This window comes from Rhodothermales bacterium, from assembly GCA_039944855.1.
Classification (GTDB): domain Bacteria; phylum Bacteroidota; class Rhodothermia; order Rhodothermales; family JANQRZ01; genus JBBSMX01.
Genome location: JBDUXZ010000011.1, coordinates 78,499 through 93,303, shown reverse-complemented (window position 1 = coordinate 93,303; position 14,805 = coordinate 78,499). Strand labels below are relative to the sequence as shown.

Below are 14,805 nucleotides of genomic sequence, written 5' to 3'. Positions count from 1 at the left end.
ATGAATCAACCCCCTACTACCGTCCCGCCCGACGCTCAGCCGGGGTAGCCGCCGGTGATGAAGCTCTCGAGGTCGCGGACGTGGTCCTCCGTCGTCTCCAGCATCACCTTCACGCAGTCGCCCATCGAGATGAGCCCGGCGAGCTGGCCGTCTCGGAGGACGGGGAGGTGGCGGCACTTCTTCTCGCTCATCATCGCCATGCACTCGTCCACGGTGTGGTCCGGCATGGCGCAGACGACGTCGGCCGTCATCACCTCCTCGACACGCGTCGTCTTCGAGGTCCGGCCCTGGAGGACGATCCGGCGGAGGTAGTCGCGCTCGGTGAAGATGCCGAGCAGCTCGCCGCCCTGCGTCACGCAGATCGCGCCGACGTTGTGCTCGACCATCCGTGTGATGGTATCGAAGACGGTGACTTTGGGGTCGGTCGTGATGACCCAGTCGCCTTTTCGGGTGAGGATGCTGGAGACAAGGGCAGACATGGCGTCCTCTCGGTGGGTGCAGAAGGAAGGGTAGGCACAACATAAACAAACAGAGCGTGCGACCAAACAGGCGCGGCGGTTGTTGAGGGCGGGGGAAATCGGGGCCGCGCCTTGCCCGTCGCTGTGTCCGCCGCTATCATCGGTGAGCGTCCTGTCAACCCGTAGCGGCGCGACCTGTCGCGTCTCTACGCCATCGCCAATTATGCGCACCTACAAGCTCTTCGACGCCCCGCCCGACGCCACTGCTACGCCGCCGTCGCCCGAGACGGACGCCGCCGCGATCCTCGACGGGCTGAACCCGGTCCAGCGCGAGGCCGCCTCCACGACCGAGGGGCCAGTGATGATCGTCGCCGGGCCGGGCTCGGGCAAGACGCGGACGCTGACGCACCGGATCGCGTACCTCCTCGCGGCGAAGCGGGCGTGGCCGAGCCAGATCCTCGCGCTCACGTTCACCAACAAGGCCGCGCGCGAGATGCGCGACCGCGTGCTCCGGCTCGTCGGGGAGGAGGGGGCGAAGGGGATCTGGATGGGGACGTTCCACTCCGTCTTCGCCCGCATCCTCCGCCGCGAGGCCGACAAGCTCGGCTACACGCGCGACTTCTCGATCTACGACCCGACGGACTCCGAGAACATCATCAAGGCCCAGATGCTCCGTTACGGCATCGACGCGAAGCGCTACACGCCGCGCTCCGTCCGCCACCGAATCAGCGGGGCGAAGAACCAGCTCGTCAGCCCCGAGGAGTACCAGCGCCTCGCCGCCGACCCGTTCGAGGAGGCCGCCGCGAAGGTCTACGGCCCGTACAACGACGCCCTCCGCCGCGCGAACGCGCTCGACTTCGACGACCTCCTCATCAAGCCCATTGAGCTGTTCCAGCGCCACCCCGACGTGCTCGCCGAGTACCAGAAGCGCTGGAAGTACCTCCACATCGACGAGTACCAGGACACGAACCACGCGCAGTACAGCCTCGCGAAGATGCTCGCCGCGGCGCACAAAAACCTCTGCGTCGTCGGCGACGATGCGCAGAGCATCTACGCCTTCCGCGGGGCCGACATCCAGAACATCCTCTCGTTCCAGAAGGACTACCCCGGCGCGACGACGATCCGGCTGGAGCAGAACTACCGCTCCACCGCGAAAATCCTGCGCCTCGCCGACTCCATCATCAAGCGGAACGCGGACCAGCTCGACAAGAACCTGTGGACCGAGAACGCCGAGGGCGAGCACGTCGTCTTGATGGAGGCGCTCTCGGAGAAGGATGAAGCGCAGAAGGTCGAGCGCCGCATCCGCGACCTCCACGTCCGCCACGGCGTACCGTACCGGCAGGTGGCGATCCTCTACCGGACGAACGCGCAGAGCCGCTCGATCGAGGACTCGCTGCGGCGCGGTGGGATTCCGTACCGCATCGTCGGTGGGCTCTCGTTCTACGCCCGGAAGGAGATCAAAGACGCGATTGCGTACCTCCGCCTCGTCGTCAACCCGAACGATCAGGCGTCGGTCCGCCGCGTCATCAACTACCCGACGCGCGGGATCGGCGCGAAGACGATGGAGCGCGTCGAGGAATTCGCCCGCGAGGAAGGGCTCACACTCTGGCAGGCGCTCGAGCGGGCCGAGGACGCGGGCGTCGGCGGCCGGGCGGCGAACGCGATCCAGGGCTTCACCTTCCTCGTCGGTCGCTACGCCGCGAAGGCGAACACGGGTGCCGCCGACGAGATCGCGCGCGAGTTGCTGGCCGAGAGCGGCCTCCTCGCGAACCTCCGCGAGGAGAACACGATCGAGGCGCTCGCGCGGTGGGAGAACGTGCAGGAGCTGATCTCCGCCGTCGCCGAGTTCACCGGCGCCCACGGCAGCGCCGAGCACACGCCGACGCTCTCCGAGTTCCTCCAGCAAGTCTCGCTCGTCACCGACGCCGACGCCGACGAGGGGGACCCCAACCGCGTGACGCTGATGACGCTCCACGGCTCGAAGGGGCTGGAGTTCAAGGTCGTCTTCGTGACGGGGATGGAGGAGGGGCTCTTCCCGCTCGCCGTCGCGGCGCAGGACCCGAAGGAACTGGAGGAGGAGCGGCGGTTGTTCTACGTCGGCGTCACGCGGGCCGAGGAGTTGCTCTTCCTCTCGCACGCGCGCAGCCGCTACCGCTTCGGCGAGCAGCAGTCGAACATCCGCAGCCGCTTCCTCGACGAGGTCGATGCCGAGGATGTCATTCGCACCGAGACGGGCCGGGCGTTCACAGGCAAAAAGGACCGGTTCTCCGTCGGGCGCGGCGGCACGGGCTCGTTCGAGGACATGGACCCGCACTACTACCGGCAGAACCTCCGCGACGCCCCTCAGAAGCAGCGCCCGCGCCCCGCGCCGGAGCCCACCGAGGGCCGGCGGATCGTCTACGACGAGGGCGAGGCCGAAATCGTCCCCGGCGTCCGCGTCTTCCACCAGACCTTCGGCGAGGGCAAAGTGCTCGCCGTCGAAGGCCGCGGCGACCGCGCGGCGGCGACGGTGTTTTTCAAAGCCGTCGGGCAGAAAAAACTCAAGCTGAAGTTCGCTCGGCTGCAGGTCGTGGGGTGAGCCCGCTCGGCTAGTACTTCGGCATCGAAGGATCGATCTCGTCGCTCCAGGCGAGGACGCCGCCTTTGAGGTTGACGGGGCCGGTGAACCCGTGCGCTCGGAGGATCAGCACCGCCTTCGCCGAGCGCGCGCCCGAGCGGCAGTGGACGACGAAGTCCTCATCGCGGTGCGCTTCGAGTTCGCCGATCCGGTCCTCCAACTCGTCGACGGGGATGAGCGTGCCTCCGAGGTTCGCGATCTCGTACTCGTTCGGCTTGCGGACGTCGAGGAGGAAGGGGCGCTCGCCGCGGTCGAGCTGCGCTTTGAGTTCTCTGACGGTGATCTCGGGGACGGCGGGCGGGTTCGCAGAGGCGCTGCCGTTGGAGGTGAGGGAGGGGAGGCCGCAGAAGGCCTCGTAGTCCACCAGCTCCGTGACGGTCGGGTGCGGGGCACCGACGGGCCAGTCCGGGTTGCGGCGGACGCGGAGCGTGCGGAAGTCCATCGCGAGCGTGTCGATGAGGAGGAGCCGTCCGATGAGCGGCTCGCCGATGCCGAGGAGGAGCTTGATCGTCTCCGTCGCCTGGATCGTCCCGACGAGGCCGGGGAGCACGCCGAGCACGCCGCCCTCGGCGCACGACGGCACGAGGCCCGGCGGCGGCGGCTCCTCGTAGAGGCAGCGGTAGCTCGGCCCCGCGTCGGTGCAGAACACGGAGACCTGCCCCTCGAACCGGAAGATCGAGCCGTACACGTTCGGCGTGCCCGTGAGGATGCAGGCGTCGTTGACGAGGTAGCGCGTCGGGAAGTTGTCGGTCCCGTCGGCGACGACGTCGTATTGCTCGACGACGCCGAGGGCGTTCTCGCTCGTGAGCCGGACGGGGTGGAGGTCGACCTGGACGTGGGGGTTCACGTCGTGGATGCGGTCGCGCGCGGACTCCAGCTTGGGCCGCCCGATGTCCTTCGTCCCGTGGAGGACTTGCCGCTGGAGGTTCGACGCGTCGACCACGTCGAAGTCGACGAGCCCGATGCGGCCGACGCCGGCGGCGGCAAGGTAGAGAGCGAGCGGCGACCCGAGCCCGCCGGCTCCGACGAGGAGCACGGACGCGGCTTTCAGCTTGCGCTGCCCCTCCGGTCCCACTTCCGGCAGGATGAGGTGGCGCGCGTACCGGCCCCGCTCCGCCGCCGAGAGGTCCGGCAGCGGGGCCTCCGCCACGGCCCCGTCGGTCCCGCCGGCGATCGAAGGGACGGTAGAGAGTTGCGACATGAGGCGAGAGCGTGGCTAGACGATGACCGGGCTATGCCAGGCCGTACGGCACGAGTGCACAGCCCCTCCCGAGGAACGGCGACAGCAACGAGGCGGGCAGGAGCAGTGCACCGGCTCAGAAAGGAGTGGCAGGCGCGAAAACGCGAGGTGGAATACCGGGTTCCTCCACCTACGGCGTGGGGTACCGAGGACTGCGCTGTTTCTCTGCCCGGCATTCCGTAGCTTCCGGTCCTGCTTGCCCCCCACGAATCCCCGGTCCGATGGATCAGCCCGCTACCAAGAACGAGATGCTCAAGAAGGTCCTGAAGGAGGCGATCGCCGAGACGCTGCACGAGCAGCGCGAGTGGCTGAAGGAGGTCGTCGCCGAGGTGCTGGAGGAGATGGCGCTCGACGAGGCGCTCCGCGAGGTGGAGGCCATCGAGCGGCTGAAGCCGCCGCGGGCGTTCGGCGCGGTCGAAGGCGAGGCGTAGCGTCCGGGTCGCTACGAGGCAGCCACGTCGAGCGAGGCCTGCCGGGTTTCGGCCTCGCGCTTTTCCGCGCGGCGGCCCAATTCCGTGATCATCCCCTTGAAGATGGAGGGGTGGAAGGGGACGAGGGAGTACCAATACACAACGCCCCACAGCCCCTTCGGCTCGTAGAACGCCGTCTGCGTGATGCGTGAGCGCGGGGCGGCGCTCCCCTCCTCGGGCTCGACTTCGAACTGGAGCCACGCCCGGCCCGGCACCTTCATCTCGGCCCTCAGCCGGAGCAGCCGGTTCTCCTCCAGTTCCTCCACGCGCCAGAAGTCGATCGCCTCGCCGACGCGGACCGTAGACTGGTTCCGCCGCCCGCGCCGGAGGCCGGGGCCCCCGACGAACTGATCGAGCACGCCGCGGATGTGCCAGAGCGGATTCGCGTAGAGCCAGCCGCTCGCCCCGCCGATCGCTTTGATGACGGAGAACACCGACTCGGGCGAGGCGTCGACGACGAGGCGGCGGCGGTCGGAGATCATCCCCTCCTCGCTCGTCATCTCCGACGCCACCTTGTCGCCCTGGCTCGACGAGAGCGCGCTCGACCACGACGTCTCGACCTCGTCCCGGCGGAACCGTTCGAGGGCGAGGCGGACGGCGGCTTCGTACGTGATCGGATCGACGTCGAAGAGGGCCATCCCGCTGGGGTCGGTCACGAGGACTTCGCTCCCGAGGCCTTTGATGAGCGGGCGCGCGAGCGACGGCGAGATCGGTGTGACGAGGCCGGCCCACAGCGAGGACAGGTTCGGCGTCAGGAAGGGCACGTCGACGACCCAGCGCTTCAGCCCGCGCACGTCGGCGTAGGTCCGAAACATGTCTTCGTAGGTCAGGATTTCGGGCCCGCCGATCTCGATGACGCGGCCCTCGGTCTCGGGAATTTTGAGGCCGTCCATGAGGTAGCAGAGCACGTCGCGGATGGCGATGGGCTGCGAGCGCGTGCGGACCCACTTCGGCGTGATCATCACCGGCAGCCGCTCGGTGAGGTGGCGGATCAGTTCGAACGACGCGCTGCCCGAGCCGACGATCACGGCCGCGCGGAACTCCGTCAGCGGAGGCCCGGTCTCGCGCAGGATCTCGCCCGTCTCGATCCGGCTCTGGAGGTGGTCGGACGTCTCATCGACGCCGGGGTCGATGCCGCCGAGGTAGATCACGCGGCGGACGCCGGCCTCGCGCGCAGCGCGCCCGAAGTTCGCCGCCGCTCGGCGGTCGCGCTCGGCGAAGCCCGGCCCCGCCGCCATCGAGTGGATGAGGTAGTACGCCGTGTCGACGCCCTCCATCGCGGGCGGGAGGGTGTCCGGTTGCAGCACGTTGCCCTGCACGATGTCGACGCGGTCTTCCCAGTCGTAGCCGTGGAGCCGGTCGGGGTCGCGGACGAGGCAGCGTACGCGGTAGCCGCGGTCGAGCAGGCGAGGCGCGAGGCGGCCGCCGAGGTAGCCGGTGGCGCCGGTGAGGAGGATGCGCTGGGACATGGCGGGCGGTGTTGGAGGGCGGGGAGGATGCCACGGATTAGCGAGCATGGGGTTCTGTCACTTTCAGTAAATATTGGAACTTGTGAGGAGCGGGCTCGATTCATACCCCTCGCTCGCCGCGCGGCGAACCCCTCTCTCTACTCTTCCCATCATACGAGACCGCTCATGGAAACCAACGCGCAATCCACCAAAGCGACGCAGACGTGGCCCGACCTCGCCATCGGCCTCTACGACAAGCTGACCGGCCGGGGCGCCGAGATCACGTACGAGTTCGACAACTTCGACCTGTACGTCCCGAGCGGGACCCGGAGTGACGAGCACGCGCACTGGAAGATGAACGGGACGATCCGCGTCCGGACGCGCGACACCGCTAATGGATAGCCCCGCGTCCCGACTCGACATCGACGCCGACCTCTCGCTGTCGGTCGATGGCGAGCCCATCTCCGTCCACTCGGAAGGGGACGAACTCGTCGCCACGTTTCGAAGCGTGCGGAAGGCGATCTCCGTGTTGAGGACGCTGCCATTCCCCACAGGTCCAGGCCGTCGCGCGACGATCCGCACCGCAAGCGGCGTCATCGCGGTCACCGGACTCGACGTGCTTGTCCGCGTCGGCCGCCGGACGGTAGCGCGAGCGGGGCCGGCGGCTCGGCCCGGCGTGCTGTCGCGGCTGCTGCGCCTCGGGAATGTGCAGGTGTTCGCCCGCGAGGTCGTGCTGGCCTCGGTCGGTCGCTGAACGCTGAGGGCAGCAGCATCCTTTCCTCCGCCCGAGTGCGCCCGTCGCGCTCGGGCGGCCGTGCTGTGGGGAACGGCGGGGGGCGGCGCTTCGTGCTAGACCGCTCGCGCGCGGCCGGGCACCACGAATCAGGGTCGGCCGCCTATCTTGCGCCCTCACCCACTGCCCCGCCGATGGCCCGTCCGCTCGTTCTGCTCGCCCTGCTGCTCTCTCTCGCCGGCTGCGGCGACGACCGGGAGACCCTCGTCATCTATTCGCCGCACGGCAAAGAACTCCTCGGAGCGTACGAGGACGCGTTCGAGCGCGAGCATCCCGAGGTGGACGTGCAGTGGCTCGACATGGGCAGCCAGGAGGCCTACGACCGGGTGCGGACGGAGGTGACGAATCCGCAGGCTAGCCTCTGGTGGGGCGCGCCGCAGACGATGTTCGCGAAGGCAGCGAAGCAGGGCCTGCTCGAACCTTACATGCCTACGTGGGCCGACGCCGTGCCCGCCGAGGCGAGGGACTCGCAGCACCGGTGGTACGGCACGTACCGCACGCCCGAGGTGATCATGTACAACCACGACGCCGTGGACTCGACGGATGTGCCGCAGCGGTGGGACGATCTCCTCGACCCGCGATTCGCCGACCGCGTGCTCGTGCGCTCCCCGCTCGGCTCGGGGACGATGCGGACCATCTTCGGTGCGATGATCCAGCGGCAGTCGAGCGTGGAGGAGGGGTTCCGCTGGCTCGCCCGGCTCGACGAGAACACGAAGACGTACGCCGCCAACCCGACGCAGCTCTACCTCTCGCTCGCGCGCGGTGAGGGCGACATCACCCTCTGGAACCTCCCCGACGCCTACCTCCAGAGCCACGACCTCGGCTATCCGTTCTCGTGGGTCATCCCCGCCGAGGGCACGCCCGTGCTCGTCGATGCGATTGCACTCGTCAAGGGAGCGCCGAATCCGGAGCGGGCGAAGCAGTTCTACGAGTTCGTCACCTCGCGCGAGGCGCTCGTCGAGCAGGCCGAGCAGTTCCACCGGATCCCCGTCCGCACGGACATCGCCCCGGACGCGCTGCCCGAGTGGATGCGTGTCGACATCCGCCCGCTCGGGGTAGACTGGGACCTCCTCGCCGATGAGGGCGCGGACTGGATGCAACGGTGGGACGAGAACGTAAAAGGCCGGGGGAGCGAGTACCTCCAGGCGCACCCCGCCGAAGCCTCCGCAGAATCAGTCGCCGACTAGCTGCACGCGGGCGGCGCCGACGATCTCCATCGTCGCCGGGAGTTGGGCGTAGCCGATGACGGCGGCGTCCTCGGCCCGCAGCCCGCGCGGTAGTGCGAGTCGCTGCACGCCCGCTCCGTCGGATACCGTTTCGAAGGCTCGGACCACGTTCGCATGGTAGAGCGTGCGGCCCGCGTTCTCTCCGCGTGGCACGTCTTGCTCGGCCCGCTGTTGCACGAGGGCGAGGTTCAGCACCGTTCCCTCCGGCGCGCCCTTGACTGCATAGGCGATCTCGACTGTTCGGCCTTCCAGTGAGCCGGTCAGGTCAATAGTGGTGCGGGCCGGGCGCTCTAGCGCGCGTTGGAGCGCCTGCTCCGCCTGTGCTCGGCGCGACCCCACGAACTCGGTGCGCCCGTTGACGATCATTTGCGGCGTGTACACACGGCCGGACCCGATGACCCGAGCGTACGCCCGCTGACGTTGCGAGTACGCCTCGTCGCTGAACGGGTCAGTCCACCCGAGCCGGTTCCAGTAGTCCACGTGGAAGGCGAGCGGGTAGAGGCGGTCGTCCGAGCGCTCGGCGAAGTCGAGCAGCAGGCGGTCCGCCGGCGGGCAGGAGGAACAGCCCTCCGAGGTGAACAGCTCTACGACGGCGACGGGTGCGGCAGCTGGGAGTGCGATGGACGCGGCCGGTGCGATCGCCGCTAAGGGAGTCTCAATCGTAGGGGTAGGCAAAGCGAGACGGACGCTCAGTAATCCGACGAGCAGAGCGAATAGAGCCAGGCCGAGTGGGGCGACAACTTTCATAGATCGTGTGCAATGGAGATCGGGTATCTCGGTTCGGCGTCGGCTCTGTATAATAGGCGCGCCGCCGTGTGCGCGGCATTACATCTCTGTAACTCACGTAACCCCCGTGCTCTCTCACCTGTTTCTCGTTGCGGTAGGGGGCGCGCTCGGCGCGACAGCTCGGTATGGCGTCGGTCTTGCTGCCGTACGGTTCTGGGGGGGCGGGTTGCCCGTCGGGACGTGGGTGGTGAATCTGCTGGGGTCGTTCCTGATCGGGTTCGTCGTTCCACTCGTGATAACGAGAACGGGGGGGATGGAGGGCCTCCGGGTCGCGCTCGTCATCGGCTTCCTCGGCTCGTTCACCACGTTCTCCACGTTCAGCCTCGACACGCTCGCCCTGTGGGAGAGCGGCCGGCCGGGGTGGGCGCTCGTGAACGTGGGGCTCAGCGTCGTGGCGGGCCTCGTCTTCGCGGGGCTCGGGCTGTGGGTCGGGCGGCAGTGGGTGTGAACGGTGACGGTCCCATAAAAAAAGCCGGCCGACGATAACGTCAGCCGGCCGGGAGCCTCGCGGCATCGGGCTCAGGCGAAGAGGTAGTAGAGGATCAGCCCGCCGACGGGGAAGAAGACGATCAGCAGCGTCCACAGCACTTTGTCGCCCGTGCTCCGCCCGCTCTGCCACAGCCCGACGAGCGCGACGATGTCGAGGATGACGATGATGAGGGTACACGGTCCCCACGCCCACGGTCGCCCGATCAGCTCAATGAGGTTGCCTCCGGCGCAGCCGGCGAGCAGGAGCGCGAGGAGGCTGAGCACAGCGAGAGGAGCGGCCGTCTGGAAGCGTCGGATCAGGGGCATGGCGAGGGGAGGTCTGTGGGTGAGGGTCAGTGGGCTTCGCGCACCTTGCGCTGGCCCCAGAACAGGTAGATCAGGATCCCGACGACGGGGATGCAAATGAGCACCGTCAGCAGCACCTTCGTCCCGAGCACGAGGTACGCCTTCCACACGGAGATCGTGGCGAGCAGGGCGAGGATGCCGTTGAGCACGGCGAGAGCCGTGAGCAGCACAGTCGTGACGAGCGAGACGAGGGCGAGAGCGGTGATCATTGGGCGGCGCGGAGGGTGAAAAGTCGCTCTGTCGTACGATGCGCCCTCCGTGAGGTTACAACGGAGGCGGAACAGGAGGGCGGGATAACCGTGATCCGTTCGGTACAGCCCGCTTCCGCCCGCCGCGCCTCTCGATGAACATCGGCCCCATCCAGCTTCCCGACCGTCCGCTCCTCCTCGCCCCGATGGAGGACGTGAGCGACCCGCCGTTCCGCATCCTCTGCAAGCGGTACGGCGCGGACCTCCTCTACACCGAGTTCATCTCGTCCGGCGGCCTGACCTATGGCGCCGAGGGCAGCGTCCGCAAGCTCGATTTCTACGAGCAGGAGCGCCCGCTCGGCATCCAGATCTTCGGCGGCGAGATCGACCAGGTCCGCGAGGCGACGCGCATTGTCGATGCGGCCGGGCCGGACATTATTGACATCAACTTCGGGTGCCCGGTCAAGAAGGTCGTCTGTAAGGACGGCGGCGCGGGCATCCTGCGCAATCTGCCGAAGATGCAGGCCATCACCGCCGCCGTGATCGAAGAGGCCACGCGGCCGGTCACCGTCAAAACCCGGCTGGGCTGGGACGACCACTCGATCCAGATCCTCGACGTGGCGCGGATGCTCGAAGAGACGGGCGTCGCCGCGCTCGCCGTCCACGCCCGCACGCGCTCGCAGATGTACAAGGGCGAGGCGCGCTGGGAGTGGCTCCGCCGGATCAAAGAAGAGGGCGTCCGCGACATCCCGTTCTTCGGCAACGGCGACGCCTACGACCCGCACCGCATCAAGGCGATGTTCGACGAGACCGGCGTGGACGGCGTGATGATCGGGCGCGGCGCCATCGGCAACCCGTGGGTCTTCCGCGACGCCCGTGCCTTCCTCGACACCGGCGAGGTGCCCGACCCGCCGAGTTGGGACGAGCGTGTCGGGGTCGTCGCCGAGCACCTGCAGCTTAAGTGCGAGTGGCTGGAGGAGCGGAAGGGCGTACTGGAGATGCGGCGGATGTACGGCGGCTACTTCAAGGGCCTCCGCAACGCGAGCAAGCTGCGGATGCTGCTGATGGAGCAGAGCGAGCTGGACGGCGTGCTCGAGGTGCTGCTCAACTTCCGCGAGGACGAGCCCGAGGTGCAGGTGGCCGTCGCGCGGGCGGTGAAGCCGGCGCGGCTGCCGAAGAAGGTCGCCGCGAACCTGCCGCGCCCGAGCCGCGAAGCGGCTGAGGTGTAGCGGAGCCAAGCTAGGTGCAGGCAGATCCTCCGGTTCGGTCGAGCGTATGGGAGCCGTTCCCTTCTCCCATCTTCCTGCTGCTATGAACCGCCTCACGCCCCTCGCGCTCGCCCTCTTCATCGTCACGCTCGTCGGCTGCGCCGGCACCCAGCCCGTCGAGGTGGACTTCCTCACGATGAGCCTCATCACGGTCGAGAGCGACGCGGACGTGGAGACGACGTTCGCCCGGCTCCGGCAAGCCGTCGGCTCGAACCCCGACCTCACGCTCTTCGCCGAGTTCGACCATGCGGCGAACGCCGAGCGTGCGGGGCTGAGCCTCCGCCCGACGCGCGTGCTCGTCTTCGGCAACCCGAACGCCGGCACGCCGCTGATGCAGGCCGCGCCCACGCTCGCCATCGACCTCCCGCAGAAGATGCTGGTCTACGAAGGGGCGGACGGCCGCGCCGTCGTCGCGTACAACAGCCCGCACTACCTTGCCCAGCGCCACGGGCTCGACGGGCAGCGTGACCGGCTCGACGCGATCAACGGCTTGCTCTCCACGCTCGCGCGCACGGCGGCCGGGCGGTAGCGATCAGGCCGGCGCGTCGGAGCGCCGGAGGCGGTAGAGCGCTTCGTCTAGCCCCCACAGGCCGAGGGTGAACGCGGTGAGGACGACGAGGGCGAGGACGGGCTCCCAGATCACGAAGCCGCCGATGACGCCGAGGATGCCCCCGAGGTACTTGATGTAGTTGAGCTGCTCGTTCGATGTCTTCTTGAGGAGATTCTCGAGCTGCGCCTCGTCGAAGCCGCGCGCGTTCTCGACGATCATGCTGTACACGTCGAGTCGTTCGACGAAGCCGAGGACGGTTTTGGTGGCGAACGTCTCGATCTGCTCGCTCCGCGCCTCCACCTTCTCCGGCACCAGGTCGAGCATCACGTCGAGCCGGTCGAGGACGGGGTCGAGCGCGCCGGGGATCTCGCGGACGGCGCGGGCGATGCTGCGCTGGAAGGCGTCCTCGTTGACGGCGCGGTAGGCCTTGAGCGCGAAGCCGCCGAGCCCCTGCCCGGCGTACGACTCGATCTTCTCCATGGCGAGCTTCGTCAGCTTGTCGCGCATCTCCTCCGAGCCCAGCACGCTCTCGACGTAGACCGTCGTGAGCGCCTTCAACTCGCCCCGAAACTCCGGGTCTTCGACGACCGACTTCAGCACGCCGACGGCCTGCTCGCGGTACTTCCGGATCGCCCCGCTCTCCTCGATTTTCTGCTTGATGATCTCCTCGTTGATCAACTCCTGCGAGATCGCCTGCGCGAGCCGGAAGATGACGCGCTCGCGCTGCGCCGGGATCAGCCCCTGCGGCACGATGGGCCGCTTCTCACGCGGCTGGAACAGCATCGTGATCGCCAGCCAGTTCGTCGCGAACCCGATGAGCCCGCTGACGGAGAGGATGCGGAGCAAGCCCTCGATGGGGAGCGCGCGGCCAAAGAGGTCGACGCTCGCGCCGGGGAAGTCCCACACGAACGACACGGCGAAGACGACCCCGAGCAGCCACGGGATCGTCTGCATGATCGGCAGGATCTGCGCGAGTCGCCCTTTCAGTTTCGGAGGCTCGGGGACGACGTGCGGGGCGGCCGGCGCGCGCACCGGGAGGTGGCGGCGGACGTAGCGCGCGAGGAGGAGCCCGAGGTCGTGCGCGCGCCGTTTCGTGACGGCTTTTGCCTCGGGAATCGTGTGGGCGCGGCCGTCGCCCGGCGTGTCGGCGGAGACTGTGTCGGTGCCGGAGGCCGCATCGTCAGGTGTCGCGTCGTCGGGGGCTACGCCTTCGCTCGCCGAGGCGCTCGCACTCTCCGGCTTCGTAACGGTGGGGGGCGATGCGGCAGCGGGCTTCTCGGCCTCGCCCGGCGCGTCGACTTCGTCGAAATCGAGGTCAGCGGGGTCGATCACGCCGGGGACGGGCGTGAGGCGGCGCTGCTTCTTGGGTACGTCGTCGGGAGGAGGCATGGGGGCTCTTACGCGAACCCGAGCCGTTTGGCTTCCCGCTGCATCCCAGAAATCACCGTCGCGATGTGCTCGTCGAGGCCAACGCCTAGTTCCTCCACACCTTGTGCGATGTCGTCGCGGCTGACGGCGGCGGCGAAGCCTTTGTCCTTCAGCTTCTTCTTCACCGACTTCGGCGTCAGCCCGTCGAGCCCCGTCGGGCGGACGTAGCCGACGGCGGTGATGAACCCGGCGAGCTCGTCGACGGCGAAGAGCGTCTTCGCCATCGGGCTCTCGCGCGGTACGCCGGAGTATTGCGCGTGGCCGAGGATCGCCGTGCGGATCTCGTCGTCATAGCCCCGCGCTTCCAGTTCTTTTACGCCGACGAACGGATGCTCCTCCGGCGAGGGGTGCTTCTCATAGTCCATGTCGTGCAGCAGCCCCGCGATCCGCCACCGCTCGACGTCTGCCCCGAAGCGCTCGGCGTATTCGGCCATCGCGGCCTCGACGGCGTAGGCGTGGCGGCGGAGGCTGTCGGTCTCCGTCCACGTGTGGAAAAGGGCGAGGGCGTCGTCGTAAGTCGGTTGGGGGTTCGAGGCCATGGGTTTGGGGTAAGCGCGGTGCGAAGGAAAGGGAACACAAAACCCACAACCTATAACCTCCAACTCACGACCGGACGAAGTCCGCGACGACGCGGGCGAGTTCGGGGCCTTTGTCCTCTTGAACGAAGTGGCCGGCGCCGTGGATGTGCGTGTGCGGCTGTCCGGCGGCACCGGGGATGCGGCGTTGGAGGATGCGGTCGGTGCCGCGGAAGATCGGGTCGCCCGTCGCGAAGGCGGTGAGGAACGGCTTGTCGAACCGCTCCAGCGCCTCCCACGCGCGGAGGTTGTCGGCCGTGGCGGGGTCATCGGGCGCGGTGGGGACGAGGCGGGGGAGGGTGCGGGCGCCGGCCTCGTACGAGCGGTCGGGGAACGGCGCGTCGTAGGCGGCGCGGACGGCGGGGTCGAGCCAGCGGCGGCAGCCGGCCTGCACGATCCATCCCGTCGGGAACCACGGGCTGTAGATGGCGAACGCCTGCCACAGCTTGAACACCGGCGGGATCTGCTCGCCGCCCGTCGGCAAAAACCCGTTCGCGACGACGACGCGGGCGAAGCGGTCCGGGCGCTCGGCGACGAGGCGGAGCCCGATGAGCGAGCCCCAGTCCTGGCAGACGAGCGTCACGGGCGGCAGGTCGACGGCGTCCATCCACTCCGCCATCCACCCGACGAGCCGGGCGTACGAATAGTCCTCAATGCGCGCTGGCTTGTCTGACTTCCCAAAGCCGGGCAGGTCCGGCGCGACGGCGCGGAGCCCGGCGTCCGTCAGCACCGGGATCATCGTGCGGTAGAGGTAGGACCACGTCGGCTCGCCGTGGAGGAGCAGCACGGGCTTGCCCTCGCCCTCGTCCACGTAGTGCACCCGCATCCCATCCACTTCGGCCCAGTGCGGAGCGAAGGGATAATCCGGCAGGTCGTCGAAGCGTGCGGCGGGCGTGCGGAGGAGGTCCATGAGTGTGCGAGTTG

Annotated in this window: 17 protein-coding genes; 8 read left to right on the top strand and 9 right to left on the bottom strand. The window is 68.4% G+C overall.

Going from position 1 to position 14,805, the window contains the following annotated elements; translation table 11 throughout:
* Positions 1-35: 35 nt before the first annotated feature.
* The gene (locus ABJF88_06425) at positions 36-479 is read right to left on the bottom strand and encodes a CBS domain-containing protein (GenBank protein MEP0546548.1); all 444 of its coding nucleotides are present in this window, start codon (positions 477-479) and stop codon (positions 36-38) included.
* A gap of 202 nt (positions 480-681) precedes the next feature.
* On the opposite strand from ABJF88_06425, the gene ABJF88_06420 reads away from it, so the two are divergent.
* Complete coding sequence (locus ABJF88_06420) at positions 682-3,036, top strand: UvrD-helicase domain-containing protein (GenBank protein MEP0546547.1); 2,355 nt, start codon at positions 682-684, stop codon at positions 3,034-3,036.
* Between the two features lie 10 nt (positions 3,037-3,046).
* Here ABJF88_06420 and moeB read toward each other — a convergent pair whose 3' ends face one another.
* Positions 3,047-4,276 carry a molybdopterin-synthase adenylyltransferase MoeB gene (gene moeB / locus ABJF88_06415; protein ID MEP0546546.1) on the bottom strand — a complete coding sequence of 410 codons (1,230 nt, stop codon included), beginning with the start codon at positions 4,274-4,276 and terminating at the stop codon, positions 3,047-3,049.
* 260 nt (positions 4,277-4,536) lie between these two features.
* Here moeB and ABJF88_06410 point away from each other — a divergent pair, with 260 nt between their 5' ends.
* Positions 4,537-4,746 (top strand): hypothetical protein, encoded by a 210-nt coding sequence (locus ABJF88_06410; GenBank protein MEP0546545.1) that lies wholly within the window; start codon positions 4,537-4,539, stop codon positions 4,744-4,746.
* 11 nt (positions 4,747-4,757) lie between these two features.
* Here the strand turns inward: ABJF88_06410 and ABJF88_06405 are convergent, their stop codons facing one another.
* On the bottom strand, positions 4,758-6,254 hold the full coding sequence (locus ABJF88_06405) for an SDR family oxidoreductase (protein MEP0546544.1): 1,497 nt from the start codon (positions 6,252-6,254) through the stop codon (positions 4,758-4,760).
* A gap of 165 nt (positions 6,255-6,419) precedes the next feature.
* Here ABJF88_06405 and ABJF88_06400 point away from each other — a divergent pair, with 165 nt between their 5' ends.
* The 3 genes from ABJF88_06400 to ABJF88_06390 all read left to right on the top strand — a co-directional run bounded on the left by ABJF88_06400 (position 6,420) and on the right by ABJF88_06390 (position 8,213).
* Positions 6,420-6,635 (top strand): hypothetical protein, encoded by a 216-nt coding sequence (locus ABJF88_06400; protein ID MEP0546543.1) that lies wholly within the window; start codon positions 6,420-6,422, stop codon positions 6,633-6,635.
* Positions 6,628-6,987, top strand: coding sequence for a hypothetical protein (locus ABJF88_06395; GenBank protein ID MEP0546542.1), 360 nt, complete (start codon positions 6,628-6,630; stop codon positions 6,985-6,987). Before ABJF88_06400 ends, ABJF88_06395 begins: the two co-directional genes overlap by 8 nt.
* 173 nt (positions 6,988-7,160) lie before the next feature.
* On the top strand, positions 7,161-8,213 hold the full coding sequence (locus tag ABJF88_06390) for an extracellular solute-binding protein (protein MEP0546541.1): 1,053 nt from the start codon (positions 7,161-7,163) through the stop codon (positions 8,211-8,213).
* Here the strand turns inward: ABJF88_06390 and ABJF88_06385 are convergent.
* Positions 8,199-8,927: a DUF1223 domain-containing protein gene (locus tag ABJF88_06385; protein MEP0546540.1), complete on the bottom strand. Its 729-nt coding sequence runs from the start codon at positions 8,925-8,927 to the stop codon at positions 8,199-8,201. The genes ABJF88_06390 and ABJF88_06385 overlap by 15 nt on opposite strands.
* On the opposite strand from ABJF88_06385, the gene crcB reads away from it, so the two are divergent.
* Positions 8,872-9,486: a fluoride efflux transporter CrcB gene (gene crcB / locus ABJF88_06380; GenBank protein ID MEP0546539.1), complete on the top strand. Its 615-nt coding sequence runs from the start codon at positions 8,872-8,874 to the stop codon at positions 9,484-9,486. The genes ABJF88_06385 and crcB overlap by 56 nt on opposite strands.
* Before the next feature lie 71 nt (positions 9,487-9,557).
* Here the strand turns inward: crcB and ABJF88_06375 are convergent, their stop codons facing one another.
* Positions 9,558-9,833 carry a PLD nuclease N-terminal domain-containing protein gene (locus ABJF88_06375; GenBank protein MEP0546538.1) on the bottom strand — a complete coding sequence of 92 codons (276 nt, stop codon included), beginning with the start codon at positions 9,831-9,833 and terminating at the stop codon, positions 9,558-9,560.
* A 26-nt stretch (positions 9,834-9,859) separates the two neighbouring features.
* Positions 9,860-10,081 (bottom strand): hypothetical protein, encoded by a 222-nt coding sequence (locus tag ABJF88_06370; GenBank protein MEP0546537.1) that lies wholly within the window; start codon positions 10,079-10,081, stop codon positions 9,860-9,862.
* A 134-nt stretch (positions 10,082-10,215) separates the two neighbouring features.
* Between ABJF88_06370 and dusB the strand changes: the two genes are divergently transcribed.
* The gene (gene dusB / locus ABJF88_06365; GenBank protein ID MEP0546536.1) at positions 10,216-11,289 is read left to right on the top strand and encodes a tRNA dihydrouridine synthase DusB; all 1,074 of its coding nucleotides are present in this window, start codon (positions 10,216-10,218) and stop codon (positions 11,287-11,289) included.
* An 82-nt stretch (positions 11,290-11,371) separates the two neighbouring features.
* Complete coding sequence (locus tag ABJF88_06360; protein MEP0546535.1) at positions 11,372-11,857, top strand: DUF302 domain-containing protein; 486 nt, start codon at positions 11,372-11,374, stop codon at positions 11,855-11,857.
* Positions 11,858-11,860: 3 nt separating this feature from the next.
* Here the strand turns inward: ABJF88_06360 and ABJF88_06355 are convergent, their stop codons facing one another.
* The 3 genes from ABJF88_06355 to ABJF88_06345 all read right to left on the bottom strand — a co-directional run bounded on the left by ABJF88_06355 (position 11,861) and on the right by ABJF88_06345 (position 14,791).
* Positions 11,861-13,267, bottom strand: coding sequence for a DUF445 family protein (locus ABJF88_06355; protein ID MEP0546534.1), 1,407 nt, complete (start codon positions 13,265-13,267; stop codon positions 11,861-11,863).
* An 8-nt stretch (positions 13,268-13,275) separates the two neighbouring features.
* Positions 13,276-13,845 carry an HD domain-containing protein gene (locus ABJF88_06350; GenBank protein ID MEP0546533.1) on the bottom strand — a complete coding sequence of 190 codons (570 nt, stop codon included), beginning with the start codon at positions 13,843-13,845 and terminating at the stop codon, positions 13,276-13,278.
* 64 nt (positions 13,846-13,909) lie between these two features.
* A complete protein-coding gene (locus ABJF88_06345) occupies positions 13,910-14,791 on the bottom strand; it encodes a haloalkane dehalogenase (GenBank protein ID MEP0546532.1) in 882 nt (293 codons plus the stop codon).
* Between the last annotated feature and the right edge of the window lie 14 nt (positions 14,792-14,805).